General features: G+C 63.0%; 18 protein-coding genes and 2 tRNA genes. 6 read left to right on the top strand and 14 right to left on the bottom strand.

Annotation, left to right across the window (positions count from 1 at the left end; translation table 11 throughout):
- Nucleotides 1–54 precede the first annotated feature (54 nt).
- Genes KUV45_RS19020 through dapA form a run of 3 tightly spaced genes read right to left on the bottom strand, consistent with a single transcriptional unit; the run spans nucleotide 55 to nucleotide 2,765 of the window.
- The gene (locus KUV45_RS19020; protein WP_222161651.1) at nucleotides 55–855 is read right to left on the bottom strand and encodes an MBL fold metallo-hydrolase; all 801 of its coding nucleotides are present in this window, start codon (nucleotides 853–855) and stop codon (nucleotides 55–57) included.
- Nucleotides 855–1,820, bottom strand: a complete 966-nt coding sequence (locus KUV45_RS19015) for a lipoprotein-34 (RefSeq protein WP_222161650.1) — start codon at nucleotides 1,818–1,820, stop codon at nucleotides 855–857. Before KUV45_RS19015 ends, KUV45_RS19020 begins: the two co-directional genes overlap by 1 nt.
- A gap of 60 nt (nucleotides 1,821–1,880) precedes the next feature.
- The gene (dapA, locus tag KUV45_RS19010; protein WP_206940035.1) at nucleotides 1,881–2,765 is read right to left on the bottom strand and encodes a 4-hydroxy-tetrahydrodipicolinate synthase; all 885 of its coding nucleotides are present in this window, start codon (nucleotides 2,763–2,765) and stop codon (nucleotides 1,881–1,883) included.
- A gap of 213 nt (nucleotides 2,766–2,978) precedes the next feature.
- On the opposite strand from dapA, the gene KUV45_RS19005 reads away from it, so the two are divergent.
- Complete coding sequence (locus KUV45_RS19005; protein ID WP_222161649.1) at nucleotides 2,979–3,455, top strand: peroxiredoxin; 477 nt, start codon at nucleotides 2,979–2,981, stop codon at nucleotides 3,453–3,455.
- A gap of 68 nt (nucleotides 3,456–3,523) precedes the next feature.
- Here the strand turns inward: KUV45_RS19005 and KUV45_RS19000 are convergent, their stop codons facing one another.
- Together KUV45_RS19000 and KUV45_RS18995 are read right to left on the bottom strand one after the other, a co-directional pair.
- On the bottom strand, nucleotides 3,524–4,627 hold the full coding sequence (locus KUV45_RS19000; RefSeq protein ID WP_206940039.1) for an AI-2E family transporter: 1,104 nt from the start codon (nucleotides 4,625–4,627) through the stop codon (nucleotides 3,524–3,526).
- Entirely contained in the window at nucleotides 4,624–4,866 is a 243-nt protein-coding gene (locus tag KUV45_RS18995; RefSeq protein ID WP_206940041.1) for a sulfurtransferase TusA family protein, read from the bottom strand. The genes KUV45_RS19000 and KUV45_RS18995 overlap by 4 nt, the downstream gene beginning before the upstream one ends.
- Before the next feature lie 161 nt (nucleotides 4,867–5,027).
- On the opposite strand from KUV45_RS18995, the gene KUV45_RS18990 reads away from it, so the two are divergent.
- Nucleotides 5,028–6,539: a M48 family metalloprotease gene (locus KUV45_RS18990; protein ID WP_224851853.1), complete on the top strand. Its 1,512-nt coding sequence runs from the start codon at nucleotides 5,028–5,030 to the stop codon at nucleotides 6,537–6,539.
- 83 nt (nucleotides 6,540–6,622) lie between these two features.
- Here the strand turns inward: KUV45_RS18990 and nadA are convergent, their stop codons facing one another.
- The 7 genes from nadA to KUV45_RS18955 all read right to left on the bottom strand — a co-directional run bounded on the left by nadA (nucleotide 6,623) and on the right by KUV45_RS18955 (nucleotide 13,315).
- A complete protein-coding gene (gene nadA / locus KUV45_RS18985; RefSeq protein WP_222161648.1) occupies nucleotides 6,623–7,651 on the bottom strand; it encodes a quinolinate synthase NadA in 1,029 nt (342 codons plus the stop codon).
- A gap of 370 nt (nucleotides 7,652–8,021) precedes the next feature.
- A tRNA-Lys gene (locus KUV45_RS18980) sits at nucleotides 8,022–8,097 on the bottom strand.
- 40 nt (nucleotides 8,098–8,137) lie between these two features.
- A tRNA-Lys gene (locus tag KUV45_RS18975) sits at nucleotides 8,138–8,213 on the bottom strand.
- A gap of 150 nt (nucleotides 8,214–8,363) precedes the next feature.
- Nucleotides 8,364–9,224, bottom strand: a complete 861-nt coding sequence (gene rluB / locus KUV45_RS18970; protein ID WP_222161647.1) for a 23S rRNA pseudouridine(2605) synthase RluB — start codon at nucleotides 9,222–9,224, stop codon at nucleotides 8,364–8,366.
- Nucleotides 9,221–10,135, bottom strand: a complete 915-nt coding sequence (scpB, locus tag KUV45_RS18965; protein ID WP_222161646.1) for an SMC-Scp complex subunit ScpB — start codon at nucleotides 10,133–10,135, stop codon at nucleotides 9,221–9,223. Before scpB ends, rluB begins: the two co-directional genes overlap by 4 nt.
- Nucleotides 10,132–11,124, bottom strand: coding sequence for a ScpA family protein (locus tag KUV45_RS18960; RefSeq protein WP_224851873.1), 993 nt, complete (start codon nucleotides 11,122–11,124; stop codon nucleotides 10,132–10,134). The genes scpB and KUV45_RS18960 overlap by 4 nt, the downstream gene beginning before the upstream one ends.
- A 364-nt stretch (nucleotides 11,125–11,488) precedes the next feature.
- Nucleotides 11,489–13,315 (bottom strand): DEAD/DEAH box helicase, encoded by a 1,827-nt coding sequence (locus tag KUV45_RS18955; protein ID WP_222161644.1) that lies wholly within the window; start codon nucleotides 13,313–13,315, stop codon nucleotides 11,489–11,491.
- Between the two features lie 346 nt (nucleotides 13,316–13,661).
- On the opposite strand from KUV45_RS18955, the gene KUV45_RS18950 reads away from it, so the two are divergent.
- Entirely contained in the window at nucleotides 13,662–14,783 is a 1,122-nt protein-coding gene (locus KUV45_RS18950) for an efflux RND transporter periplasmic adaptor subunit (RefSeq protein ID WP_222161643.1), read from the top strand.
- A gap of 2 nt (nucleotides 14,784–14,785) precedes the next feature.
- Nucleotides 14,786–17,857, top strand: a complete 3,072-nt coding sequence (locus KUV45_RS18945; protein WP_222161642.1) for an efflux RND transporter permease subunit — start codon at nucleotides 14,786–14,788, stop codon at nucleotides 17,855–17,857.
- Nucleotides 17,858–18,087: 230 nt separating this feature from the next.
- Here the strand turns inward: KUV45_RS18945 and KUV45_RS18940 are convergent, their stop codons facing one another.
- Both KUV45_RS18940 and purL read right to left on the bottom strand, forming a co-directional pair.
- The gene (locus tag KUV45_RS18940) at nucleotides 18,088–18,891 is read right to left on the bottom strand and encodes a crotonase/enoyl-CoA hydratase family protein (protein ID WP_222161641.1); all 804 of its coding nucleotides are present in this window, start codon (nucleotides 18,889–18,891) and stop codon (nucleotides 18,088–18,090) included.
- Nucleotides 18,892–19,108: 217 nt separating this feature from the next.
- Nucleotides 19,109–23,026 (bottom strand): phosphoribosylformylglycinamidine synthase, encoded by a 3,918-nt coding sequence (gene purL, locus KUV45_RS18935; protein ID WP_222161640.1) that lies wholly within the window; start codon nucleotides 23,024–23,026, stop codon nucleotides 19,109–19,111.
- A 156-nt stretch (nucleotides 23,027–23,182) separates the two neighbouring features.
- Here purL and mltF point away from each other — a divergent pair, with 156 nt between their 5' ends.
- On the top strand, nucleotides 23,183–24,640 hold the full coding sequence (gene mltF, locus KUV45_RS18930) for a membrane-bound lytic murein transglycosylase MltF (RefSeq protein ID WP_206940059.1): 1,458 nt from the start codon (nucleotides 23,183–23,185) through the stop codon (nucleotides 24,638–24,640).
- A 13-nt stretch (nucleotides 24,641–24,653) separates the two neighbouring features.
- Entirely contained in the window at nucleotides 24,654–26,615 is a 1,962-nt protein-coding gene (locus KUV45_RS18925) for a diguanylate cyclase (protein WP_222161639.1), read from the top strand.
- The last annotated feature ends 203 nt before the right edge of the window (nucleotides 26,616–26,818 follow it).

Raw genomic sequence — 26,818 nt, 5'->3', positions numbered from 1 at the left:
GGTGCCTCCACAGGCAATCAAAAGGGTTCTTAGTCAAAGGACCGAAGTCCTGAATCAATGGATCGCTTGCCAATCCAGGCCGTCGTCCTGGGCAGCCACGGTCAGGCGAGATTCATCGCCGCTCATCAGAGGCATCAGAGCCTCCAGAGCGAGTTCGGGGCGATTATTATGCTCCGACAGATGCGAGCAGACGATACGCTGAAGGCGGTCCAGCCCCAGTGTGGTCAGCAGTGCCGAGGCCTGGGCATTGGCCAGGTGCCCCCAATGCCCGCCCACTCGACGTTTGAGGCTGGGCGGATAGGGGCCATCTGCGAGCATCTGGACATCATGATTACATTCGAGAACGAGCGCATCGCAGCCGCGAAACGCTCTCTGGACGTGCTCGGTGGGGTGTCCCAGATCCGTCAACAATCCCAGTCGAATATCGCTGGCGCTGATGCGGAACTGCACGGGTTCTCTGGCATCGTGAGGCACCGTGACGGCATCGACCTCCAGCCCCTTCACCGCAAACCGAGACTGGGGAGTGATCCAATGGGTACGAGGCAGGCGCCCCAGCTTTCCCGATAACCAGGTGCCGGGCGTCAGGTGCACCGGCAGATCGTAACGGCGCGCCAGCGGGCCCACACCACGCACATGATCACCGTGCTCATGGGTAACCAGCACGGCGTCGATCTGCCGCGGGTGAACGCCTAGCCGAGCCAGGCGTCGCTCGGCTTCCTTCAGCGCAAAACCACAGTCAACCAACAAAAGCGCATCGCCGTCGGTCACCAAGGTCGCATTGCCCTTGCTACCGCTCCCGAGAGAGGCAAAGCGAAGGCCTCGGTGCACCGACTCGCTGGTAGATCCTTCCCCCATCAGCGCAGCAAGCCCTCCATGCGCTGCAGCAGCTCACGCTGGTCGTCACCGGACAGAGGCTCGTCATCGACTGCCCGAGCTTCCATCAATGTCTCTTGTCCCTGAGGCGTCAGCCGCATCTCGACGCGATGCATCGACTCGGTCAGGTCCATGGACATCAGCGAGTCGACGAAGCCGCGGGTGCGCTCGCTTTCGGTCACGTAGTCGATGACAAACCGCTTGCTGGCTTCATCTGCAGAGACCAGCTCGCGACGATCTTCCATATCGAAGTTATTCTCGAGCTGGAACGCCAGTTCGGCATAGGCCCGGTCAATGTCGAAGGGCAACACCATCACCCAATCGTCGCCGCGGGGCTCGAAGCGGATGCTCTGACGATCCGTCGCCTGCTGGGCCGAGGCCGACGCGATACTTGCGGAGGCGCTGCGAGCCTCGAAATGACGCTGCAGCGAGTTCAGGCACAGACGGTTGAGCTGCCCTGCGGTATCACAGCGAATCTCGCTGGTGCCCGTGCGCAGCCCCTGACGCAGCAACAGGCTGGCGTCGGAAGTCTCGATAACCCCAGCGGCGCTATCACTGCGCGTGATCTCGAGTCCCCGCTGCTCGGCAAAGCGCTCAAGCTCTGGCCAAACCACCGCGGGCGCAGCACCCACCACCAGCCAGCGATCTGCATCGGTTTCTCGCACCGCCACATCACCGGCAGCCACCGCGGTGCTGGCTGACAAGGTCTGAGGCAAGGGCGCCGCAAAGTCACCCTCGCGAGCATAGAAACTGCCGCTCGCCTGAGGCACCGGCATGATGTCGCGGTAGCGGCTCTGGTCCCGGGTGCCAGGCAGCGTCAGAGGAGCGGCCTGCCGAGCGTCAGCATAGTCCTCGTTGCGGTCGTGATAGTGCCCTTCCTTGGCACAGCCAGCCAAAGCCAGTGCCGCGATCATCGCCAGCGGCAATCCTTTAAGCGCAGAATTCATGCGTCCACCTTGGTTGATAATTGAGTCCACGTCATCACGACCGAGAGGAATGCCGCAGCATCAGTCCTCGATCAGTCCCGCCAGCTGCAGCGCTTCGCTGATGGTGGAGTGGTATTTCTCGCTGAGCCAGGTCAGCGGCAAGCGGATCCCCGGCTCGATAATGCCCATACGGTTGAGCGCCCACTTCACGGGAATCGGGTTGGCCTCGATGCCGAGATTGGTGTGCAGTGGCAGCAACCGCGTGTTGATCTGGTGCGCTTTTTCCGTCTCGCCGGCAATCGCGGCGACACACAGGTCGTGCATGGCCTTGGGTGCGACGTTGGCCGTAACCGAGATATCACCGTGGCCGCCCATCAGCATGAAGTCACAGGCCGTGGCATCATCGCCGGAATACAGCATGAAGTCGCTGCCTTCGAGGCGTTCGATCAGGTCCTCTGCCCGCTCCAGGTTACCGGTGGCGTCCTTCAGGCCGATAATATTATCCACCTCGGCCAGACGCAGCACCGTCTCGTTGTAGATATCGGAGCAGGTACGGCCCGGCACGTTGTAGAGGATCACCGGCAAGTCACTGGTCTCGGCGATGACCTTGAAGTGCTGGTACAAGCCTTCCTGGGTCGGCTTGTTGTAGTAAGGCGCCACGGTCAGACAGTAGTCGGCACCGACTTCCTTGGCGTAGCGGGTCAGCTCCACCGCCTCGGTGGTGTTGTTGGAGCCAGTGCCTGCGATAACGGGAATACGGCCATTGACCTCTTCCACTACCGTGCGAATCACATCGAAATGCTCGGCAAAGGTCATGGTCGTGGGCTCACCGGTGGTGCCCGCCGCCACGATGGCATCGGTACCGTTATCCAGGTGAAAGTTAACCAGTTTGCGCAACACTTCCCAGTCGATATCGCCATTGGCCTTCATCGGTGTCGCCAGAGCGACGATACTGCCCGTGATCATCCTCGTTGTTCCTCTGTTGTCGGCTTGCCAAACACCTGATTTCCGCGATTCCGGCAAGCGTGGTTGGCCAAGGGGGTCGCGACCCGGGGAAGCGTGATCGTGACCAGAGCACAAATGGTACTCAGGCGGCCATACCCTGTACAGCCGCGTCTTTACATAGCGTGTTGCATTGCGTGTAATCGGACATCCATCTACGCCAATTTCGGAGCCCCCATGACTGTAACTGTTGGCGAACAGGTCCCCGACTTCAGCGCCACCGCCACCGGTGACACCACCTTCTCTCTGGCCGAGCAACGTGGCCGCCAGGTCGTGGTCTATTTCTATCCCAAGGCCAGCACCCCCGGCTGCACCACCGAAGGGGGCGACTTCCGGGACCACAAGGCCGACTTTGATGCTGCCAACACGCTGGTTGTTGGCGTGTCTCGGGATGGCATCCGCGCCCAGGAGAACTTCAAGGCCAAGCAGTCCTTCAACTTCGAGCTGATCTCCGACAAGGACGAAGCCGTCTGCCAGCTATTTGACGTCATCAAGCTCAAGAAGCTTTACGGCAAGGAACACCTGGGTATCGAGCGCAGCACCTTTCTGATCGACGCTGAAGGGCGACTGGCCAGGGAGTGGCGCAAGGTCAAGGTGAAAGGCCATGTGGAAGAAGTGCTGGAAGCAGCGCAGGAACTGAACGCCCAACGCTAGCAGCAGGGCCAGGCCGCGACGGGGACGACCCGTCGCATCCACTGACCGACCGGCATCGACGCGCGAGATCAGCCGTCGGTGCCGGTACTCCCCGGTAGCCTGGCCATGCTGCGCTCCTTGATGCCCCGTGGCCAGGCATAGACCAGCGCCTTGAGCAGGGTCGCCAGCGGGATCGCAAAGAACACCCCCCAGAAGCCCCACACGCCGCCGAAGAACAGCACCGCCAGAATGATCGACACCGGATGCAGGTTGACCGCTTCGGAAAACAGCACCGGCACCAGCACGTTGCCATCCAGCGCCTGGATGACCCCATAGGCGACGATGACATACAGAAACTGATCCCCCAGGCCGAAATGAAATCCTGCCACTGCCGCCACGGGCAGTGTCGCCACCGCTGCGCCGATGTAAGGCACCAGCACGGAGAACCCCACCAGCACCGCCAGCAGCGCTGAGTAAGGCAGACCGAAAAAGGCGAAGGTGAAAAACGTCACCGTCCCGACGATGACAATTTCCGTCGCCTTACCCCGCACATAGTTGGCAATCTGGCAGTCCATCTCCTTCCATACCCGCGTCATCAGATCACGCTTGGCCGGCAGCAGTGACACCGTGAAGCCCACCAGGCGATCACGATCCTTGAGCATGAACAGCACCAGAATCGGCACCAGCACCAGATAGATGATCAATCCCAGCACGTTGCCGAGGGAAGCCAGCGACAGCGTCAGCGCGCGCTGGCTCAACTGCGTTGCTTCACGGCTCAGCACCCCGATCCAGTCCTGGACCAGGTCTGGAGTGATCAGCTGGGGGTAGCTCATCTGCAGGTCATCCAGCATCTGCTGGCCGGCGGCGAACATCCTTGGTGCTTCCTGTATCAGGCTCGCCAGCTGATTCCAGATCAGCGGCAGCAACACCAGCGCCATCGCCAGCAGCACACCGACGAAGGCCAGGAAGACGGTCATTACCGCGACGAGATGCGGCACCTTGCGTCGCGTCAGGCTGTTGACCGCGCCCTGCAACAGAAAGGCCACTACCAGAGCGGTGAGGAACGGCGCCAGCATCTGGCCCAGCCAGATCACCACCGCAAAGCCGGCCACCAGCAGCACCAGCAGCAGAACCGCTTCCTCATCCGAGAAATAGTGGTCTACCCAGCTACGGAATACCGTCCGCAGGCTCATGCGTCACCCGCCTTGCGCAGCCAATAGACATAGACATCGTCGCGCTGTTCACGCCCTTCCAGCACATGAGAACTATGCTCGGCAAAGCTCTCGAAATCTCGCCAGGAGCCGGCGTCGGTCGCCCTGACTTCCAGCAACTGCCCAGGCGCCAGGCGTGAAAGCGCCTGCTTCGCCTTCAGCAGCGGCAGCGGACAGGGAAGTCCGCACGCATCTAGCACATCGTCAGGTTGCACTGCCATGATCTCTCCCGAGAGAATGCGATATTGGTCCGCCCCAAGCGTTGCCACCCCATGGGCATACAGCCCCGCTGGCAAATTTGAGGCACTTTGATTTAAAGGCACTTTTCCGGCCGAATCAATGTCCCAAGGCAACCCCTTCATCGCTATCGACGAGGATCACGATGCTCAAGCGATCGCTGTTCGCCGCCACCGTTCGCCCCCTGCCCAGCGCGGGGTTGATCCTCGTTATGGCCCTGACCCAGACCGCGCCCCTCGCCCAGGCACAGTACCTGGACCAGGGCATTCGACTGAATGAGCCCAGAGAGCTCGACCTGCCCTCGCTGATGTCCACCGGCAGCAACGCCATCAGCGGTGAGGAAACCCGCCTAGGCCGAGCCTGGCTACGCCAGTTTCGCGCCCACGTACCGGAATGGCGGGACCCGCTGGCCCAGCACTACGTGGAAACCCTGGTAGGCCGTCTGGTGCCTTACAGCGATCTGGGCGGGATCAATATCGCGGTTACCCTGGTCGACAACAAGACCCTCAATGCCTTTGCCGTTCCCGGAGGTGTGGTCGGGGTCAACAGCGGCCTGTTCGGCTTCGCCACCCATGAAGCTGAGGTCGCCTCGGTTCTGGCCCACGAGCTGGGGCACCTGTCCCAGCGACACTACGCGCGCAGCAAGGCTCGCGCGGAACAAACCCAGGTTCCCGCCATGGCCACCATGCTGGCAGGTTTGATCCTGGCCGCCAGTGGCGCCGGCGACGCTGGCATCGCTGCACTGGCAGGCAGCCAGGCGGCGATGATCCAGGACCAGCTGCGTTACTCCCGTCGCTATGAGGAAGAGGCCGATCGCATCGGGCTGCAGGCGATGGCCAACGCCGGCTACGACCCCCAGGCGATGGTGGATATGTTCCGCTCCATGCAGCGCATGATGAGCCTGCAAGGCGGCACTCCTCCCGAATTCCTGTTGACCCACCCGATTACCGAGTCACGCATCAGCGATACCCAGTCAAGGGTCAACCAGACGCGCGTCAGCGGCTCCGCACCGGACGACCTGCAGTACCAGCTCATCCGGGCCAGGGCGCTGCTGGCGATCCACGAGCGCGCCCCAGGACAAGCCCTGACGGTACTACGTCAAGACCAGGCACCCGCCGACGCACAACGCTACCTGCAAGCCTTGATCGACGCCCGCTCGGGTCAGGCCGATACGGCTCTCTCGGCGCTGGACAGCCTCTCCAGGGCTCACCCGGACACTGCGCTGCTTCCGGCCAGCGCCGTCCAGGTCGCACTGGAAGGCGGCCGCGTGGATGATGCCATCGCACGCGCTCAACGCCAGCTGCGACTGATGCCGGGATACCCCCCCACCAGCCAACTGCTGGGCGAAGCGCTGCTTCAGCGTGACCCCGATGCGGCCTATCGCGAGCTGTTCGATCTGGCTCAACGGCGCCCTGAAGACCCCACCGTCTTCGGGCTGTTGGCCGAAGCCGCAGGCCGCAGCGGTCGCGAAGCGTGGGGGCACCTGGCGCGTGCCGAACAGCTGCAGCTGACCGGCGAGATCGATCGCGCCATTCGTCAGCTGGAGGTGGCCGAAGCGGTGGCGGATCGTCAGGGCGACCTTAACGCCAGAGCCAGCATTCAGCGACGCCGCGACGCTTTCCTCGACTACCGCCGCACGATGGAAAAATTCCGCTAGCGACAACGACAACGCCCACGAGATCCCTCTTCATCTAGGGCCTCGTGGGCGTTTCTTGCGGCAAGCGTTCTCCAGCGACGATCTCAGGCCTGGAACTCGAGCATCCGCGTCAGCGGCTTGAGCGCCTGAACCCGCAATGCATCACTGACCTGAATCTCACCCGAGCCATGCCTCAGTGCTTCTGCCAGATTGTCGAGGGCGTTCATCGCCATCCAGGGACAATGCGCGCAGCTGCGACAGGTGGCGCCATTACCGGCAGTAGGCGCTTCAAACAGTGTCTTCTCGGGCACAGCCTGCTGCATCTTGAAGAAGATGCCGCGGTCGGTGGCCACGATCAGCTTGTCGTTGGGCAATTCCTTGGCGGCCTTGATCAGCTGCGACGTGGAGCCGGCCACATCGGCCAGGCTGACCACCGCTTCCGGTGACTCCGGGTGAACCAGTACGGCGGCATCGGGATAGACCGACTTCAGATCCTCGACGCCCTTGGCCTTGAACTCTTCGTGGACGATACAGGCGCCATCCCAGAGCAGCATGTCGGCACCCGTGTGCTTCTGGATGTAGCCGCCCAGGTGCTTGTCCGGCGCCCACAGGATCTTCTCGCCCTTGGCCTTGAGGTGCTCGATCACGTCGACCGCGATGGATGAGGTGACGACCCAGTCGGCACGGGCCTTCACCGCCGCCGACGTGTTGGCGTAAACCACCACGGTGCGATCTGGATGCGCGTCGCAGAAAGCGGCGAACTCGTCCGCGGGGCAGCCCACATCCAGCGAGCAGGTCGCCTCCAGCGTTGGCATCAGCACACGCTTTTCCGGTGACAGGATCTTGGCCGTTTCGCCCATGAAGCGCACGCCGGCCACTACCAGGGTGTCTGCCTCGTGGCGGGCGCCAAAGCGCGCCATCTCAAGCGAGTCTGCCACGCAGCCGCCGGTCTCCTCGGCAAGCTGCTGGATCGCATCATCGGTGTAGTAGTGTGCGACCAGCACGGCATTATTGGCCTTCAGCAGTCGCTTGATCTCATCGACGCGAGCGGCGTCTTCCGAGGGAATACGGGTGGGGCAGTAGGGACGCGCGAGATGCTCTCGGATCTCGGCGCGGGAAGTCATGATTGTCATCGTGTCTACCACTGTGACCGGCAGGGAATCCCCCTGCAGATGGGACAGTGCCACCAGCCATCCGCTGCATGGCACGCCAGGAGGACCTCCTTCAGAGCGGCCAGCCCTTCAGGCCGGCGGCACCCTCCATGTGGGGTCCTCACCCTCGCCCATGCGTCTATCGCTACGGCGAGCTGCTACACAGTTTAACCCAGCAACCACAGGATGCCGAGTTCCGCTGCGTCAAGCTGACCAAGGAATGACGCCAGCACACCGGTGTGTCTCGGTCTGGCGGGCCTGACGGCAACGGGCCGTGGCCCTATGCCAGCGTGCAGCGTCATGAATACCCAACAAAAACGGCCCCCGCTCCGAAGAGCGAGGGCCGCGAAACTGGTGGGTCGTGTAGGATTCGAACCTACGACCAATTGGTTAAAAGCCAACTGCTCTACCAACTGAGCTAACGACCCAATCATGGAGGCAATCAGCCTGACCATGCACAGGTTCGGTTGGTGGGTCGTGTAGGATTCGAACCTACGACCAATTGGTTAAAAGCCAACTGCTCTACCAACTGAGCTAACGACCCTTCCGAACGGGTGCAGATATTACGGATATGCCCCTTTAGACGCAAGCCTTTTTTTCATTACCTGTGTTTTCTTGTCCCTCGGGGCATATCCGTGGGGCACCTCAACGCTGCACCCGGCCCAGGTCCGGGCTCGCCTTCGCGCTACCAACATCAGCCCTTGCGGGCAGGCTTGCCACCACGCTTCATGGTCTGTACCGGACGGCGCTTGTGCTTGTCACGGCTCCAACGGTTCTTTTCATCAGGGGTCAGCTCAGGCACCTTGCGCGACTCAAGTCCCGCCACGCTGGCAAGATCGTCCACCTCGTCCTGGGACAGCTCCACCCACTCTCCGGCCTTGGCGCGCTTGTCGAGGAAGATGTTGCCGTAGCGCACACGCTTGAGGCGACTCACGGTGAGGCCTTGCGACTCCCACAAGCGTCTGACCTCACGGTTACGCCCTTCCATGATCACCACATGGAACCAGGTATTGATGCCCTCACCGCCGAACTCCTGCACGTCGGTGAAGCGTGCCGGGCCATCTTCCAGCATCACGCCGTCGACCATGGCCACGACATGCTCGCGCTTGACCTCCCCCATAACGCGAACCGCGTATTCGCGTTCGACCTCGGTGGAAGGGTGCATCAAGCGGTTGGCCAGCTCGCCGTCAGTGGTGAACAGCAGCAAGCCGCTGGTGTTGATGTCGAGTCGCCCGATGGCAATCCAGCGCTCTCCCTTGAGACGCGGCAACCGGTCGAACACGGTACGACGCCCCTCCGGATCCTTGCGCGTGCACAGCTCACCCTCCGGCTTGTTGTACATGATCACCCGACGCGGCACCTCATCGGCCGCGCGCAAGGTAATCGGCCGATCATCAAAGCTGACTCTATCGCGGGCCTCGACCCGATCACCCAGAGTCGCCACCGAGCCATTGACCTTGACCCGTCCATCGGAGATCGCGGTCTCCATCTCGCGGCGGGATCCCAGGCCGGCACGGGCCAGCACCTTTTGCAGTTTTTCGCTGGTGGTCGTCATTCATCGTTCTCGCTTTCTGTGGGTTCCACCCCCGAGGCAGTGTCATCGTCGACGCGGCCCCGGGCGCGTTCGGACAGCCTGGCTTCAAGATCGGCGAAGCTCAGCCCTGCCCGCTCGGACGCCTTCCCGGCGTGCTGCTCGTCGGCCATCCCGGCCGTCGTGTCGGCGCCCTCAATGGGCGCCTCAGTTTGATCGCCTGCCCCACCCTCAGCCGTCCCAGAGTTCTGGTGCGGGACGTATGCCTCATCCAATCCTTGGCCTTCCCGAAGGTTATCCTGAAGGTCCTTCTGGAGATCATCCTCCACAGGCTCGTCGGCCTGGGAAAGCAGCGCGGGAGGTGGCGGAGGCGGCTCATCCTCGGTATCAAATTCCTCGAACTGCTTTAGTTCATGCATCGGCGGCAGTTCATCCAGCGTCTTGAGGCCGAAGTCATCAAGGAAGCTGCGGGTGGTGGCGTAGACCGCCGGACGGCCCGGTACATCCCGGTGTCCCACCACACGAATCCAGCCACGATCCAGCAACGTCCGCATGATCGAACCGCTTACGGTCACGCCGCGCACCTCTTCAATATCGCCGCGGGTGACCGGCTGACGGTAGGCAATCAGCGCCAGCGTTTCCAGCAGGGCGCGGGAATATCGCTGAGGCCGCTCGTCCCACAGCCTCGCCACCCAGTTCGCCAGGCGCGGACGAATCCGCAGCTGGTATCCCGAGGCGGTCTCGATCAGCTCCATGGCACCACTGACGTGGCGCTCGGTCAGACGCTCGAGCGCCTCCTTGAGACGTCGTCTGGTCGGACGTTCATGATCGTCAAACAGCTGCTCAAGCCGGTCCAGCGCCAGCGGCTGACCGGCAGCCAACAGCGCTGCCTCGACGATCTCGTCCAGCGCATCGGGCGTTTCCATCACGCTCATGCGGGCTTGTCTCCCTCGCTCAGCCCCTCTCCGGTGGAGGCTGGTGCAGACTCATCGTAGGCATCACCGTGCCCATCGTCCAAGCTATCCTGGCCGGATATGTCGCCGTCCAGCATCTCCTCTTCCAATCCCCCTTCCGCGAATGGCTCGACATCGAACGCGCTTTCGCCGTCATCGTCGAGCGCCTCGTAGGGGTCTTCTTCCTCGTCGCCGGCCAGTCTCGCTCGAACGTGGATCGGTGACATCGGCGCATTCTGCACAATCTCGATCATCGCTTCCTTGGCCAGCTCAAGGATCGCCATGAAGGTGACCACCACTCCGGCCCGGCCCTCCTCCAGCGAGAACAAGGCCTCGAAGGGCGTGTAGTGCTCATGGGTCAGGCGCTCCATGATGGCCAGCATGCGCTCGCGGGTGGACAGCACCTCGCTCTCGATCTGGTGCGCCTGGTTGAGTTCGGCGCGACGCAGGATGCCCGCCAGGGCACCCAGCAATTCGTCGAGTTCCACCTCGGGGTGGATGACCCGCGACTCCACCGGAGGCAGTACCGCTCGGGCCGGAAACCAGTCGCGACCTATCCGCGGAAGCTCGGCCAACGCTTCGGCCGCCAGCTTGAGCCGCTCGTATTCCTGCAGGCGCCGAATCAGCTCGGCACGAGGATCTTCGTCTTCATCGCCGTCTTCACTCTTCGGCGGCCGCGGCAGCAGGGTGCGCGACTTGATCTCGGCCAACATCGCCGCCATCAGCAGGTACTCGCCCGCCAGCTCGATCTCCATGGCCTTCATCAGCTCGACATACTCGATGTACTGATGGGTAATGGCGGCGACATTGATCGACAAGATGTCGAGATTCTGGCGGCGAATCAGATAAAGCAGCAGATCAAGCGGTCCCTCGAACGCCTCGAGAAACACCCGCAGCGCCTCGGGGGGAATGTAGAGATCTTCGGGTAATTCGGTGATCGGCTCATCAAACAGCCGGCCCAATGCCTGCACCTGGGTCGGTGCAGACGCCGTGTTCGTCGAGGAAGCGTCCTCCCCCCCGGCGTCGTTCTCGCTGGTTGTCGGCAAATCACTCACACACGTGAACCTGGTCGCGTTGGATCTGGCCCCGATGTGAGACCGACATGAAAGAACTACCGCTTCGTTACCGATCGCCCAGTTTATCAAGCTCTGCGCGTTCTGGCTAAGCCGAGACCGATGCCCGGAAGCGTCTGCTCAATAGCCTTGAGCCACGACGACAGGGACGGTCGTTCCCTGGCTGCAGACGACAGCGCATGCTCCGCGCTGCCTGCGCTTTTGCACTTTTGCACTTTTGCACTTTTGCACTTTTGCACTTTTGCACTTTTGCACTACGGCACTACTGCGCGCTGTCGGCGGTGCGGTAGCGACCACGGTAATCGAATAATTTCTCGCGAATCTGCCAGTGCCGCCCCACCTTGCGCCCTACCACAAAGTCCGGCGCTCTCAGTCGGTACTGATCGTCGCAGACCTGCTGCGGCGTCGACGGCGCCAGTTCTACCCCAGGTGCACGGGCGTGATCACGCAAAAAGATCGCCGTAAAGGCCCTGCGCTGTGCCGGCGTTTCCAGCGCGAACCACTCCGACAGACTGGCGCCATCTTCGTCGTGATAGGTGACCTTGAGCCGAGGCAGGCCACGACCGTTGGTGGTCGCCTCAAGCTGCATGCCCGAGACTCGGAGCACTCTGGCATCCTTCAGCTTGAGCGCGTCGCGCAGCTTGTCATCGGCATCCACCAGCAACGCCTGACACCCATGGCAGCGTCGCGCCGCAATATCGTTCTCTGCGCCGCAGTCGCCGCAGGTCTTGAAGCGGAAGCGGAAATCGCACTGCCTTGCACCTGGCTCCGCCTGCGTCAACGCCTGCCCCTGGGCATCGACCAGCCCCTGACAGCGCCGACCGAAGTGCTCGATCACCAGTTCGCCATCGCGCTTTCCCCAGAAAAGGTTGGCATGTCCGCACTGCGGGCAAGGCACCTGAACCGGCTCGCTATCGCTGTCTGGACGCGGGCTTCCCACCTCAGGCGCGTACAGGTCCCAAGGGTTACCGGCATAGTCCAGGATCAGGCAGTCTTGCTTGCCCGGTGACAGACGCAGGCCCCGGCCGACGATCTGCTGGTACAGACCGACCGACTCCGTAGGCCTCAGGATCGCAATCAGGTCCACATGGGGCGCATCAAACCCGGTGGTCAGCACCGACACATTGACCAGATACTTGAGGCGTTTAGCCTTGAACGCATCGATGATCCGGGTGCGCTCGTCCCCAGCGGTGGCTCCGGTGATCAAGGCGGCGTCCGCCGCGGGCAGATAGCCCAGAATTTCCTCAGCGTGGGCTACGCTGGCCGCGAACAGCATCACCCCCTGACGATCGGCAGCGCGCTCCATCACTTCACTGATGATGCCAGGCGTCGCACGGTGACCTGCCACGACACGATTCAGGTCCTCTTCGCGGTAGATACCGGTGCTGCCCGGCACCAGTCGGGAAAAATCGTAACGTGCCACCGCCGCATCAATCTTGACCGGCTTGGCCAGGTAGCCCTGGCGTACCATCAGCCTCAGCGGCTGTTCGAACACACAGTCGCGAAAGAAGCAGTCTTCATCCCCCCGCACCATGCCATGGTGATGACGATGATAGAGAAACCCCAGCCCCAGCCGATAAGGCGTCGCCGTCAGGCCCAGCACCTTGAGCGATGCGTTGCGCTGACGCAGGTGATCAATGACCCGATGGTAGGAAGACGAGGCCTCCAGCGACACCCGGTGACACTCATCGATCACCAGCAAGGTAAAAGGCCCGTGGGCGTTCTGTTCATCACTGACGGCATCCAGATGGCGCACCACCGACTGCACCGAGCCAAACACGACCTGTCGAGCGCTTTCCTTACGGCCAAGGCCCGCGCTGAAAATATCTGCCTCCAGGCCGTAGGCCAGATACTTGGCGTGGTTCTGTTCCACCAGTTCCCGCACATGGGCAAGGACCAGCACACGGCCCTTGGCCAGCCGTGCCAATTCAGCAATCACCAGTGACTTGCCACTGCCCGTGGGCAGCACCACCACGGCGGGGTCATCGCTGCGACGAAAGTGACTGACCACGTGCGCCACGGCCTGCTGCTGATAGGGGCGCAGTGTCGGTGTGCTTATTTGGTCAAATTTCGCACCAGCTACCGCCATTCGCGCAACACTCCTCTGCCGAGTTCGGCATGTCTTGATCTAGCGCAGGATACTTAACCCGTTCGATTCGTAGCATGGAGCGCCTGCGCGTGCGTGCCGAAAGGGATAAAGGCCGCTATCGAAGGCGATGCTGCCACCGGCACACGACATGAGCGTCGTCAGGGTCCCCATCAGGGCACCCAGCGACACGAGCCACCGCAGGTCATCCCACCAGGAAGGCGGTGCACTCTACGCCATCTTGGTAACCCGTCACAACAGGCTGACAGCCGGGCTCTCCCCGCCCAGCTGCGTCATCCATGTCGGCACCTCCCGCCGACCACCTTGTCCCCTTACCAAGGACCCCTTCATGATCCTTCGCCACTTTCGCCAGCTGGCTACGTGTTTCGTCATCGCCGGGTTACCGCTTCTGCACGGCTGCAGCGAAGAAGCGCCTCCCCTGACCAAGCAGGTGACTCGCCCCGTCAAGTTGCTGACCCTGGACGAGATCGGAAACAGCTCGATGAGCGCCTACCCCGGTGTCGTCGAGGCATCAGAGCGTACCGACCTGTCCTTTCGGGTCGGCGGCGAACTCAAGGAGCTGAATGTTCAAGCAGGCCAGGTCGTCAGCAGCGGCGAGCGGGTGGCCCTGCTCGACGACCGTGATGCTCGCAACGCCCTGTCCAACGCCCAATCCAGCTATGACCTGGCCCAGGCGACCCACCACCGCATGCAGGTCTCGGTGGAAAAGGGCGCCATCAGCCGCGCCGCCTTTGACGAAGCTCGCGCGGCCTTTCTCTCGGCCCAGGCCCAGTTCGACCTGGCCAAGGATCAGCTCGACTACACCGAGCTGAAAGCTCCCTTCGATGGCGTCATCGCCAGTGTTCCCGTCGACAACTTCCAGGTCATCGCCCCCCAGCAGACCATCGCAGTGCTGCAGCAGCCGGGCAATATCGACGTGACCTTCGAGCTGCCGGAACAACAGGTTCGCCGCCTAAATCGTGAGCGCATTCGCGATATCCAGAGCCATGACGCTTCCCTGGCCTGGGTGCGTCTGGGTGACGATCCACGCCGTTTCCTGGCGCGCTACAAGGAGCACGACTCCCGCGCGTCAAGCGGCACCCTGAGCTACGAGGTCAAGCTGACCCTGCCCACCCCCGATGACGTCAACGTTCTGGCGGGCATGAGTGCCGTGGTGGAGATCGACATCAATGCCCTGACCGGAGACAGCGAGGGCCTGTGGCGGGTGCCTCTCGGCACCGTCGTCACCCTTGAGGATGCCCCGGACAACACCGTGGTGTGGCGCTACGTGGCCGACGACGAGACCGAAGGCCATGTCGAAGCAGTCGCGGTCGAGTTGCACACCACCAATGACGATGGCGTCTTCATTGCCGGTGATCTCCAGCCGGGAGATCAGCTGGTCACCGCAGGCGCCCACCTTATGCGTGACAAGCTGACGGTCACTCCCTGGGTCCAGGAAGCGGGGCTCTGACCATGATCGGCTATTTTCTACGCAACAAGACCATCAGCTGGATGATCACCCTGCTGCTGTCGGTGGGCGGCGTGGTCTCCTTCCTTGGCCTTGGCCAGCTCGAATTTCCTGACTTCACCATCCGCATGGCGCTGGTCAGCACCGCCTACCCTGGCGCCACCCCACAGCAGGTCGAAGAAGAAGTCACCCTGCGGCTGGAAAAGGCCATTCAGGAGATCCCCAACCTCAAGCGGGTCAGCACGGTCAACAGTGCGGGCCTGTCCCAGATCACGGTGGAGCTCGACACCGATGTCCAGGGTACCGCCCTGCCCCAATACTGGGACCTGCTCAGGCGCAAGATCGGCGATACCCAGGCCAGCCTGCCGCCCGGCGCCGGCCAGTCGCTGGTGGTAGATGACTTCAGCGACGTCTACGGTCTGCTGCTCAACCTGTCCGGCGACGACTACAGCCTGTATGACCTGAAGAACCAGGCCGACTTCCTGCAGCGGGAGCTACGCCTGGTCGATGGCGTCAAGAAGGTGGTCATTGCCGGCGACCGTCCCGAACAGGTCACCATCTCGCTCAACCGCGAGCGAATGCAGGCACTGAACATCCCGCCAGATGCACTGATCGCCCTGCTTAACGCCCAGAATGCCGTGGCCGATGCCGGCAGCGTGCGTCGTGACGGCAAGATCATCTCACTGCAGCCTAGCGGCGAGTTCAAGAGCGTTCAGGCGCTGGAGGATCTGATCATCGGGCGCCCAGACGCCAACCCGGTCCACCTGGGCGATATCGCCACCGTGACGCGTGGGCTGACGGACCAACCCGGGCAGCTCTATCACGCCGACGGAAAACCGGCGATCTCCATTGGTCTGTCCTTCGTTTCCGGTGTCAACGTGGTCAAGGTAGGCGAGGCCGTGGATGCGCGCCTGGCCGAGCTAGAACCCCGCCTGCCACTGGGCATGGAGCTGACGCCAGTCTACCACCAGCCCGAAGTGGTCAAGGAAGCGGTATCCGGCTTCGTCATCAACCTCATGGAATCGGTCGGCATCGTCATCGTCGTTCTACTGATCTTCATGGGCGTGCGATCGGGCCTGCTGATGGGGCTGATCCTGACCATCACCATCCTCGGCACGCTGATGCTGATGGCCGCCCACGGCCTGCAATTGCAGAAGGTCTCCCTTGGCGCGCTGATCATCGCGCTGGGTATGCTGGTGGACAACGCCATCGTGGTGACCGAAGGCATGCTGATAGGCCTTGGCAAGGGCAAGAGCAAGCTCGCAGCGGCCAAGGAAGTGGCTGGCCAGAACTGGCTACCGCTACTGGGTGCCACCGCCATCGCCATCACCGCCTTTGCTCCCATCGGTCTGTCGCCAGACGCCACTGGCGAACTGGTCGGTTCACTGTTCTGGGTGCTGTTCTACTCGCTGCTGCTCAGCTGGGTGACCGCCCTGACGCTGACGCCTTTCTTTTTCGACATGTTCTTCAAGGACGCACCGGCGGACGCGGAGCAGACAGACAGCGATCCCTACAAGGGACTGATCTTCGTCATCTTCGGCTGGCTAGTCGACAAGGGCATCCGCTTCCGCTGGCTCACCATCGCCACCTGCATCGGCTTGCTCGTCGGCGCCTTCGCACTGTCCTCCAATATCAAGAATGCCTTCTTCCCCGACTCCACCACTCCGCTGTTCTTTGTCGACGTGTGGATGCCGGAGGGCAGCGATATCCTCGAAAGCGAGCGGATCGCATCGCAGCTGGAGGCCCAGGTGGCCAAGATGGATGAAGTAGTCCACGTCACCAGCGTCATCGGCGGCGGCGCCCAGCGCTTTACCCTGACCTATTCGCCGGAGGACCGCTACGCCAGCTACAGCCAGCTGATCGTCGAGACCGACGACCTGAACAGCAGAGCCCAGCGCATGGCCGACATCATCACCCTGCTGCGCGACGAATACCCCGAGGTACAGTACAAGGTCCAGGCACTGCAGGTGGGGCCATCGGCCAAGGCAAGTCTGGAGGCGCGGATCTACGGTCCTGATCCTGACACCCTGCGTACCCTGGCTACCCAGGTCAGCGACGTGTTCCGTGCCGATCCGCTGGTCGACAGCATCCGATTGTCCTGGGGCAATCGGGTGGAAGAACTGACCCCGGAGTTTCTTGAGCAGCAGGCCCGCCGCGTGGGCGTCACCCGCCAAGCCCTGCATCAGGCGCTGTTGATTCACAATGACGGTCAGGTCGCCGGGGTCTACCGCGAGGGCTCTGACCTGATCCCCATCGTCCTGCGTGACGAAGCCTCCCAGCGCTACGGACTCAATGACCTTTCCAGCCTGAATGTGTGGAGCGCCGAACAACAGAAGTACGTCAGCGCCGGGTCCGTCATGGGGCCGCTGCAGACACGTCTGCACGACCCATTGATCAAGCGCCGAGATCGTCAACGCATGCTGGCCGTGTACGCCGAACCGCTGCCGCTGTCCGGCGAGACGGCGGCCAATATCCTGGCCAGGCTGCAGCCGAAGATCGAGGCGATCCCATTGCCTGAGGGCTACCACCTCGGCTGGGGGGGCGAGGACGAAACTTCACGGGATGCCAAGGAAGCGCTGTTCAAGCTGCTGCCTCTCGGCATTCTCGGCATGTTCATCCTGACCATGCTGCTGTTTGGCAATCTGCGCCAGTCGCTGGCGATCTGGTCCATCGTGCCGTTGACCGTCATCGGCATCGTCGGCGGTCTGCTGGCATTCAACGCCCCCTTTACCTTCATGGCGCTGCTCGGCACCCTCAGCCTGGTGGGCATGGTGCTCAAGAACGCCATCGTGCTGGTAGAGGAAATCAAGATCCAGATGGGTGAGCACGATGCGCCCTTCGACGCGATCATGGCCGCCGCCATCAGCCGGGTACGTCCCGTCTCCATGGCCGCGATCACCACCATGTTGGGCATGATTCCGCTGTTCGGTGACGCCTTCTTCGCGTCCATGGCAGTGGTCATCGTGTTCGGCCTGGGGGCGGCGACACTGCTGACCCTGGTGATTCTGCCCGTGATCTACGCCACCCTGTTCGGCATCTACCCGAACACACCGGCCCGAACCGCCACTGCGGGCTGACCACAAGGGTGAGTCCCCAGTGATAACGCGGGGGATAGCGTCAACGACAGGGCCCCGACGGTGCTGATGCACCGCCGGGGCCCTGTGCCGACTGCCGGAGCAACGCTCCCTGGAGAGCGCTCAGTCGAACCGGGGCGGTCTGCCATCCAGGCGGGCACGGCGGTTTAGCTCGCGCTCAGTCAAAGCGCGGCGGTCTGCTATCCAGGCGGGCACGGCGGTTTAGCTCGCGCTCAGTCGAACCGCGGCGGTCTGCCATCCAGGCGGGCACGGGTTGCCTCGCGCTGTTCCTGCCCAGCCAGCAGATTTCGCTGGAGCTCGGCCTCCATCGCCAGACGCCCGCGCTGGTCGAGACCGGGGGCTTCACGCCATAACTTGCGCGCGGCAGCCACCGCCTTGGGCGAGCGTCGCGCCAGGTCGCCCGCCAGTTCAGCCGCAGCATCCCGCGGGTCCTCATCCAGGCGCGACGCCAGGCCCAGCACCATGGCTTCATCGCCGGCAAGATGACGCCCGGTCAGCATCATGTCCTGAAGGATATCGTGGCGCAGCCAGGCGGCGGTCACGCTGACCCCCATGTCCGCCATCAGCCCCCACTCGATCTCCGGCAACGCCAGGATCGCCTCGGGATGAACAATCCGAATATCTGCCCCCAGCGCCATCTGCAGGCCTGCGCCATAGACATGGCCATGCAGCGCCGCCACCACCGGTGCGCCCAGCTCGCGCCAGCCCAGCGCCAGACGCTGAGCGGGGTTGATGCCGCGGGCATCCGGGCTCAACAGCCAGGCGATGCGCTCCGGGGACGCCACCACCGAGGCCACATCGAGACCAGAGCAGAAGCTTTCGCCCTCACCACTGAGCACCACCGCGCGAACCCCGACACGCTCGGCAAGCCACTGCTGGGCATCCAGCAAAGCGTCGATCATTGGGGGGTCCATCGCATTGTGACGATCTGGCCGTTCGAGATGAACCTTGGCCACGTGGTTGGCCAGGGTCACGCTCAGGCGATCATGGAAACGGCGCTGGGTGGGAGGCGACATGGAAGCTCCATCTGAAAAAGACCGATATCGGCAGCATCAAACTTGGCACCTGTTGCGTAGCAGCACAAGCTCAAGCATCAACCTTTCCTGCGAGTCATCATCGCCGGCAACGACAACGCCGCCCGAAGGCGGCGCTATCACAGGGTCTATCACCGAGGCTATCTCAGGGGCTATCACCGGATCTAGCAAACAAGCTGAGTCCTGAGAGGGACCTGGTTCAGCCCAGCCACACCCGCGCATTGCGGAACAGCCGCAGCCAGGCGCCGTCCTGGGACCACTCTGACGGACGCCAGGAGTTGGTCACGGCGCGTACCACCCGCTCGGGGTGCGGCATCATGATGGTGACGCGGCCATCCGGTGTCGTCAGTCCGGTGATGCCGGATGGCGACCCATTCGGGTTGGCCGGGTAGCGCGTTGTGCACTGGCCGTAGTTGTCGGTATAGCGCAATGCCACCTGCCCCGAGCCCTGCATGCTGCGCAGGTGGGCGCTGTCGCGGAACTCGGCACGCCCCTCGCCATGGGCCACGGCGATAGGCAGCCGCGATCCTTCCATCCCGGCCAGCAGGATCGACGGTGTCTTTTCTACCTGAACCATGGCCACTCGGGCCTCGAACTGCTCCGACTCATTGCGCACGAAGCGCGGCCAGCTCTCGGCACCGGGAATCAGCTCCTTGAGCTGCGACAGCATCTGACAGCCATTGCAGACGCCCAGGGAGAAGCTGTCCTCACGGGCAAAGAAGGCGGCAAACTGCTCGCGAGCGCGCTCGTTGAACAACACCGACTTGGCCCAGCCACCGCCCGCGCCGAGTACGTCACCGTAGGAGAAGCCACCGCAGGCGGCCAGCCCCTTGAACTCGTCCAGACCCACGCGCCCTTCCAGCAGGTCGCTCATGTGCACATCGACGGCCTCGAAACCGGCCTTGTCGAAGGCCCAGGCCATCTCCAGATGCCCGTTCACGCCCTGCTCACGCAGGATGGCCGCACGGGGCCGCGCCAGATTGACGAAGGGGGCGGAGATGTCCTCGTCCACGTCAAAGGTAGGCGTGGCGCTCAGCCCGGGATCACGGGTATCCAACAGGTTGTCGAACTCGTTCTTGGCGCACTCGGGGTTGTCACGCAGGGCCTGCAGACGATAGCTGGTCTCGGACCAGGTACGCTGAGTCAGCTGGCGCGTGGTCTCGAGCAGCGGTTCCTCGAACAGCGTCACGCGTATCTGGTCGTCGTAGCGAGGACGGGCGATGACGCCGCAGGTTTCGATCCCCGCCGCAGCGAACTGCGCCAGCACCTCTTCGGTGTGTTCGCGGCTCACCTGGATGACGGCGCCCAGCTCTTCACTGAACAGCGCATTGACCGCCTCGGAGGCTTCATCGATCAACCAGTCCAGCTTGATCTCGAGACCGGCGCGGCTGGCAAAGGCCATTTCCAGCAGGGTGACGATCAGGCCACCGTCGCTGCGATCATGGTAGGCCAACAGGCGGCCATCGGCGTTGAGCCCCTGGATCACGCTGAAGAACGCCTTGAGGTCCTCGGCATCGTCCAGGTCAGGACAATCGTTGCCAACCTGGCCATAGACCTGAGCCAGTGCAGAGCCACCGAGACGGTTGAGGCCGGCGCCCAGGTCGATCAGCAGCAGGTCGCTCTCGTCCTGATCCAGGCGAATCTGCGGCGTCAGCGTCTTCATCGCGTCGGTCACCGGGGCAAACCCGGTGATCGCCAGGGTCAGCGGCGAGGTGACGGCCTTCTGCTCGCCATCCTGCTCCCAGGCCGTGCGCATCGACATCGAATCCTTGCCGACCGGTACCGCAATACCCAACGCCGGGCACAGCTCCATGCCTACGGCGTGCACGGCGTCGAACAATGCCTGGTTCTCACCGACGTGGTCAGCAGCACTCATCCAGTTGGCGGACATCTTGATATCGCCCAGCTTGGCGATGGGGGCCGCCGCCAAGTTGGTGATGGACTCGGCTACCGCCAGTCGCGCGCTGGCCGCAGGGTTGATCAAGGCCACCGGCGAACGCTCGCCCATGGCCATGGCTTCACCGGCATGGGTATCAAAGCAGGCGGTGGTCACGGCCACATCGGCCACCGGCACCTGCCACGGACCCACCATCTGGTCGCGCGCCACCTGTCCGGTGATGGAGCGATCGCCGATCGTGATCAGGAAGCTCTTGGACGCCACCGTCGGCAGTCGCAGCACTCGGTCCAGAGCCTCGCGCAGATCCAGGTTATCGAGCATGACGCCCGGTAGCTCGAGGCTATTGCGCTCGAATTCCCGCTGCATTTTCGGCGGTTTGCCGAACAGCACGCTCATGGGCAGATCAACCGGGCGCGTATCGAAGTGGCCATCCACCACGGCCAGATGATGCTCGGCAGTCGCTTCACCGACCACCGCGTAGGGGCAGCGTTCGCGCTTGCACAGGGCGTCGAAGGTCTCGAGATCTTCGGGGGCCACCGCCAGCACGTAGCGCTCCTGGGCCTCGTTGCACCAGATTTCCAGCGGGCTCATGCCCGGCTCGGCGTTGGGCACTTCGCGCAGGCTGAACAGTCCACCACGGTCGCCATCCTTGACCAGCTCCGGCAAGGCATTGGACAGTCCACCGGCGCCCACGTCGTGAATGAAGCAGATGGGGTTGTCTTGACCCAGGGCCCAACAGCGATCGATGACCTCCTGGGCACGTCGCTCGATCTCAGGGTTGTCGCGCTGGACCGAAGCGAAGTCGAGATCGAAGCTGGATGAGCCCGAGGCCATGGAAGAGGCCGCGCCGCCGCCCAGCCCGATCAGCATGGCCGGGCCGCCCATCACGATCAGCTTGCCGCCCACCGGGATCTCGCCCTTGGCAACGTGTTCATCACGGATGTTGCCGTAACCGCCAGCGATCATGATCGGCTTGTGGTAGCCACGACGCTCGATACCGCCGGCGCCCAGGGCGTCCTGCTCGTAGGTACGGAAGTAGCCCGTAAGGTTGGGACGCCCAAATTCGTTGTTGAAGGCGGCGCCACCGATGGGGCCCTCAAGCATGATGTCCAGCGCGGTGACGATCCGCTCGGGCTTGCCGTAGTCGAAGGCTTCCCAGGGCTGCACGAACTCGGGAATGCGCAGGTTGGACACGGTAAAGCCGGTCAGGCCCGCCTTGGGCTTGCCGCCGATACCGGTGGCGCCTTCATCGCGAATCTCGCCGCCAGCACCGGTAGCGGCGCCCGGATGCGGGGCGATGGCGGTGGGGTGGTTATGAGTCTCGACCTTGGTCAGGATGTGGATTGGCTCCACCTTGCCGCCATAGCTGGCACGCTCTCCGTCCTTGCCGGTCAGCGGCGTGGGATAGAAACGTCGCGCCTCGCTGCCCTGGATGACGGCAGCATTGTCGCTGTAGGCGGACAAGATCCCCTCAGGCGAGGCCTGATAGGTGTTCTTGATCATCTTGAACAGCGAGTGGCTCTGGGCCTCACCGTCGATCAGCCAGTCGGCGTTGAAGATCTTGTGACGGCAGTGCTCTGAGTTGGCCTGGGCGAACATCATCAGCTCGACGTCGCTGGGGTTACGCCCCAACTCGACAAAGGCGTCGACCAGATAGTCGATCTCGTCCTCGGCCAGGGCCAGGCCGAGCTCGCGATTGGCGGTTTCCAGCGCGCTGCGGCCGCCTTCAAGAACGTCGACCTGGCCGAGCGGAGCCGGCTCGTGGTGGGCGAACAGGGTCGCCGCGTCGGCGCTATCATGCAGCACGGTTTCGGTCATGCGATCGTGCAGGCCAGCGACGATGGCATCAAAGTGTGCTTGCTTGAGCTCACCGCGGACGCTCAAGCGGTAGCGAACACCGCGCTCCAGACGTTTGATCTGGGTCAAGCCACAGTTACGAGCAATGTCGGTGGCCTTGGACGACCACGGGGACTGGGTGCCAACCCGCGGCACCACCAACAGCGTCAGGCCTTCCACGTCGGATTCCTGTTGCGCCGGACCGTAGTCGAGCAACCGTGACAGCAGGGCCTGCTCGTCAGCGTTGAGCTCCTCCCCCACATCGGCAAAGTGCACGTACTCGGCGTGCAGTGCCTCGATCTCGGGGACGGATGCACGCAGTTGAGCCAGCAGCTTGGCGTGACGGAAGTTGGACAGGGCGGGCGCTCCGCGCAGTTCGAGCATATCCAGGAGCCTCTGAAGGTCAGCGATAAAAGAAGGGGCCGCGGCGGGCGAGACGGCATATGATACTGGAAACCGGCGGGTGCGAGAAATCGTCGCGGATGACAGTTTCGCAGGGGCTGGGTAAGGTGGGCGCTCCACGGCCAGCGATGTCTTAAGATGAAGGACGGTTTACGTCACGCGCGACACCTGCGCACCCTTGTCACCATCGGCCTGGGCCTGGTTCTCGCATGCTGGCCCAGACCGCCCGTGCCCCCCTCCGACGTCACGCTGCAGCGAGTGCTGGAGCGCGACTTCATCACGGTGCACACCCGCAACACCCCCTTCACTTACTACGAGGGACGCCAAGGGCCCACAGGGTTCGAGTACGAGTTGATGCGGCGTTTCGCCGATCGCCTCGGGGTCAGCCTGAACCTCAGCGATGATCACCACGTGCAAAGCGTGCTCGACGCGGTGCGTGATCAGGGAGACCTGGGCGCCGCCGCGCTGCCGCTGGACCCGCTGGCACCGGGGCTTATGTTCTCGCGTCCGATTCTGTCGATGCAGCCCATGGTCGTCTACCGGCGTGACCTGCCACCGCCAGACGAGCTTGATGATCTGCTCGAACTGAACATCGGCATCGCCAAGGGCACCGGTATCAGTCGCGTCATGCACGAGCTGCAGCAGCGTCGTCCACAGCTCAGCTGGAAGGAGGCGGAGGACCTGGAAATCGCCGCCCTGCTGCGCCGAGTCGAAGATGGCGATCTGGACGCTGCGGTGGTCTATGCCCACCAGTTCCGGCTCAACCGCCTGTTCTTCCCTGAGGTGGAAGATGGCTTCGATGTCGGCCAGCCGGTCACCATGGCCTGGGCCTTTGCCTCCCTGGACGGTCTGGCCCTGGTCGAACAGGCCAACGCCTTTCTAGAGGATTTGCAGGACAGCGGTGAGCTGGACCTTCTTGTCAGCCGCTACTTCGGCCACGATGACTATCTCGAGTATGTCGGTGCCCGGGTCTTCATCCACCACGTCAACCAGCGCCTGCCCCGCTACGATGAACTGTTCAAGCAGGCGGCAAGAGAGCAGCACTTTGACTGGAAGCTGCTGGCCGCTGTGGGGTATCAGGAGTCCCATTGGGACCCGGAAGCGACGTCACCCACCGGCGTCCGCGGCCTGATGATGCTGACCAATGCCACCGCCGAGGAAGTCGGCGTGGCCAATCGCCTGGACGCGGCCCAAAGCATCGAGGGAGGCGCCCGCTACTTGCGCAGCATCGAGGAACGTCTGCCTGACTCGATTCGCGGCGACGACAGACTCTACATGGCCCTGGCGGCCTACAACGTCGGCCTCGGGCACCTCTACGACGCCCGTGATATTGCCCGGATGCGGGGTGGCAACCCGGATCACTGGCGAGATGTTCGCGACGCGTTACCGCTCCTGCAGGAAAGCCAATGGCACAGCAAGACCCGCCATGGCTACGCCCGGGGTGGCGAACCGGTGATCTATGTGCAGAATATCCGCCGCTATCTTGAGATCCTCGATTACGTCGACCGCAGCCAACAGCAATTTCACAAGCTGAATGCGCGCTTGCCGGACCAGGCGGATTCCGAGATCTTTGAACTCGTTCCGCCGATGCCATAGGACACCCCTGCCAATGTCGCGAATCGCCCTGGTCCTCACCCTGCTGGTTGCTGTGCTGGCAGCGACGGGCCTGATCATCAAGCCAGTGATGATCCAAGACCAGAGCTACATCGCCAGTTGGTCGCTATTGCTCGCGGTGAGCCTGGGGCAAGCCGCCTGGTACTGGCGGGGGGTGCGTCTGTCTGCTGTCTGTCTGGCGCCGGTGCTCGCCGTGCTGCTGTTGGGCCTGGCCAGCTACCTGCTGCCCGAGGGACTGATTCCTTACGCCACGCTCGAACACTGGGCCGCGCGCCTGCCCGGCGTCAGCGGTATCGACAGCCTGCGTCCTCCGTTGATCGAGCTGTTCATTCTGCTGGCGCTGGCCGGAGGAGTGCTCGGACGCACACGTGCCAGCCTCGCCACGCCGCTGCTCCAGTCACTGTCACTGCTGTTGCTGATCACCGAGCTGTGGCTCGTGCTCAACGGCCACACCGACTCCCCGCAGAATCTTGCGGGCACCCCCGCCAGCATGGCGCTGCTGACGCTGCTTCTCGGCGCCCAGTTCAGCGGCGTCGTCGCCGGCTGGCGTCATACCCGTCCCGCCATTCTGCGCAGTCTGTTACCGTCCCTGGCACTGGTTTTGGTGACCATACTGGTGTGGCACCAGCAACGGCTGTACGAAGATCGCCGCTTGCAGGCCCAGATGCAGGAAGAGACGGAGCGATTGTCGGAGCAACTGAGCAACGAGGTGACGGCTCACCTTGAAGCAGTACGTCGCTTTGCCAGTTTCTGGAGCCTGCTCGACGTGCAACCTACCGCGACACAATGGCAGCGCCAGGCAGAACGTTACCATCGCGACTTTGCCTACTTCCTCAACATTGCCTACGTCGAACCCGACGGCACGATTCGCTACGTCTACCCCCGGGACGACGCCAATCTCGCCATCGTCGGGATCAATGCGCTGGACGTTAACCGCCCCTATATCGACGCCTTATCACGGGCGCTGCGCGAGGGTGAGGAGGGGCACACCGGCGTCGTGCCGTTGCTGCAGGGAATGCCGGGCATGATCTACTACCTTCCCATCATCAGTGACCGCACCCAGCAGGTCACCGGGACAGCCGCCATGGTGCTCAGCCTGCCGGTGCTGGCCGATCAGCTGTACGCCGCAACGCGCCTGAACCGGGAGCATAACCACATGCGCCTGGCCGTTGCTGACGATGTCATCCGTGACTGGCCGATAGCAGAGACACCCGGCCCCTGGACCCACGACAGCGTCATCGCCGTGGGGCGTCACGAACTGGTGGTGTCGCTCAGCGCCTCCTCGGCGTACCTGCTGGCCCAGCAGTCACGCCAGCCGGCCGCCAGCCTCAGCATTGGATTACTGCTGGCCTACCTGCTGTACATGGTGGTCTTCGGCCACCACCGCATGTCCGCGCAGCACACCAGCATGTTCCGCTCCAACGAGGAATTGCGTCGTGAAGTGCGCCACCGAACCCAGCTTCAGCGAGAGGTGGAATGGCTCGCCGGCCACGATGAGTTGACCCTGTTGCCGAACCGACGCTTATTTCTCACCACCCTGCAGCGTGAACGACAGCAGCGTCCCTTGGCGGTCCTGCTGTGTGATATCGACCACTTCAAGAGTATCAACGACCAGCTGGGCCATCAGGCCGGTGATGAGGCCCTGCGCCGCTTCGCCAGAGTCGGGGCCCTGGCGATACCGGCAGATGCCGTGCTGGCACGCTACGGGGGTGAGGAGTTCGTGGTTCTACTGGTCGGGGATGATGCCGACAACGCCCTGGAAATCGCCGAGACCCTGCGCCAGGCGGTGATGCATAGCGGCATAGAACATGCCGATGGCCGCCCCATGACGGTCAGCGTTGGCGTCGCGACCCACGACGACCAGACTCTGGTTCCCGAAGATCTGCTGCATCGCGCCGACGTCGCGCTCTATCGTGCCAAGCGCAATGGCCGCAATCGCATAGAGACCGACGCCTGACGTCCCGTTGATCGCGGCCTATGAAGACGACTGGCTTGACGAGGATCAAGCCGCCGCCGGTTAAACGGGGGTTAGAGAGACACGAGGACATTAGGTTGCTTACCATTGGCGCATGACCGCTGAAATTTGCCGATATAAGCACATCTGCCAATACGGGAAAGGTCAGCAAGCCGCGCTGACAAGCAGCATCTGACATGTCTTCC

Origin of the sequence: Halomonas sp. DP3Y7-2 (assembly GCF_019800795.1) — a bacterium.
GTDB lineage: Bacteria > Pseudomonadota > Gammaproteobacteria > Pseudomonadales > Halomonadaceae > Halomonas > Halomonas litopenaei_A.
This window is presented reverse-complemented; position numbering and strand designations above follow the sequence as displayed.

Coding starts and splice junctions, on each gene's coding strand:
- KUV45_RS19020 (WP_222161651.1), bottom strand. CDS start 855: ATGGGGGAAGGATCTACCAGCGAGTCGGTGCACCGAGGCCTTCGCTTT.
- KUV45_RS19015 (WP_222161650.1), bottom strand. CDS start 1,820: ATGAATTCTGCGCTTAAAGGATTGCCGCTGGCGATGATCGCGGCACTG.
- dapA (WP_206940035.1), bottom strand. CDS start 2,765: ATGATCACGGGCAGTATCGTCGCTCTGGCGACACCGATGAAGGCCAAT.
- KUV45_RS19005 (WP_222161649.1), top strand. CDS start 2,979: ATGACTGTAACTGTTGGCGAACAGGTCCCCGACTTCAGCGCCACCGCC.
- KUV45_RS19000 (WP_206940039.1), bottom strand. CDS start 4,627: ATGAGCCTGCGGACGGTATTCCGTAGCTGGGTAGACCACTATTTCTCG.
- KUV45_RS18995 (WP_206940041.1), bottom strand. CDS start 4,866: ATGGCAGTGCAACCTGACGATGTGCTAGATGCGTGCGGACTTCCCTGT.
- KUV45_RS18990 (WP_224851853.1), top strand. CDS start 5,028: ATGCTCAAGCGATCGCTGTTCGCCGCCACCGTTCGCCCCCTGCCCAGC.
- nadA (WP_222161648.1), bottom strand. CDS start 7,651: ATGACAATCATGACTTCCCGCGCCGAGATCCGAGAGCATCTCGCGCGT.
- rluB (WP_222161647.1), bottom strand. CDS start 9,224: ATGACGACCACCAGCGAAAAACTGCAAAAGGTGCTGGCCCGTGCCGGC.
- scpB (WP_222161646.1), bottom strand. CDS start 10,135: ATGAGCGTGATGGAAACGCCCGATGCGCTGGACGAGATCGTCGAGGCA.
- KUV45_RS18955 (WP_222161644.1), bottom strand. CDS start 13,315: ATGGCGGTAGCTGGTGCGAAATTTGACCAAATAAGCACACCGACACTG.
- KUV45_RS18950 (WP_222161643.1), top strand. CDS start 13,662: ATGATCCTTCGCCACTTTCGCCAGCTGGCTACGTGTTTCGTCATCGCC.
- KUV45_RS18945 (WP_222161642.1), top strand. CDS start 14,786: ATGATCGGCTATTTTCTACGCAACAAGACCATCAGCTGGATGATCACC.
- KUV45_RS18940 (WP_222161641.1), bottom strand. CDS start 18,891: ATGTCGCCTCCCACCCAGCGCCGTTTCCATGATCGCCTGAGCGTGACC.
- purL (WP_222161640.1), bottom strand. CDS start 23,026: ATGCTCGAACTGCGCGGAGCGCCCGCCCTGTCCAACTTCCGTCACGCC.
- mltF (WP_206940059.1), top strand. CDS start 23,183: ATGAAGGACGGTTTACGTCACGCGCGACACCTGCGCACCCTTGTCACC.
- KUV45_RS18925 (WP_222161639.1), top strand. CDS start 24,654: ATGTCGCGAATCGCCCTGGTCCTCACCCTGCTGGTTGCTGTGCTGGCA.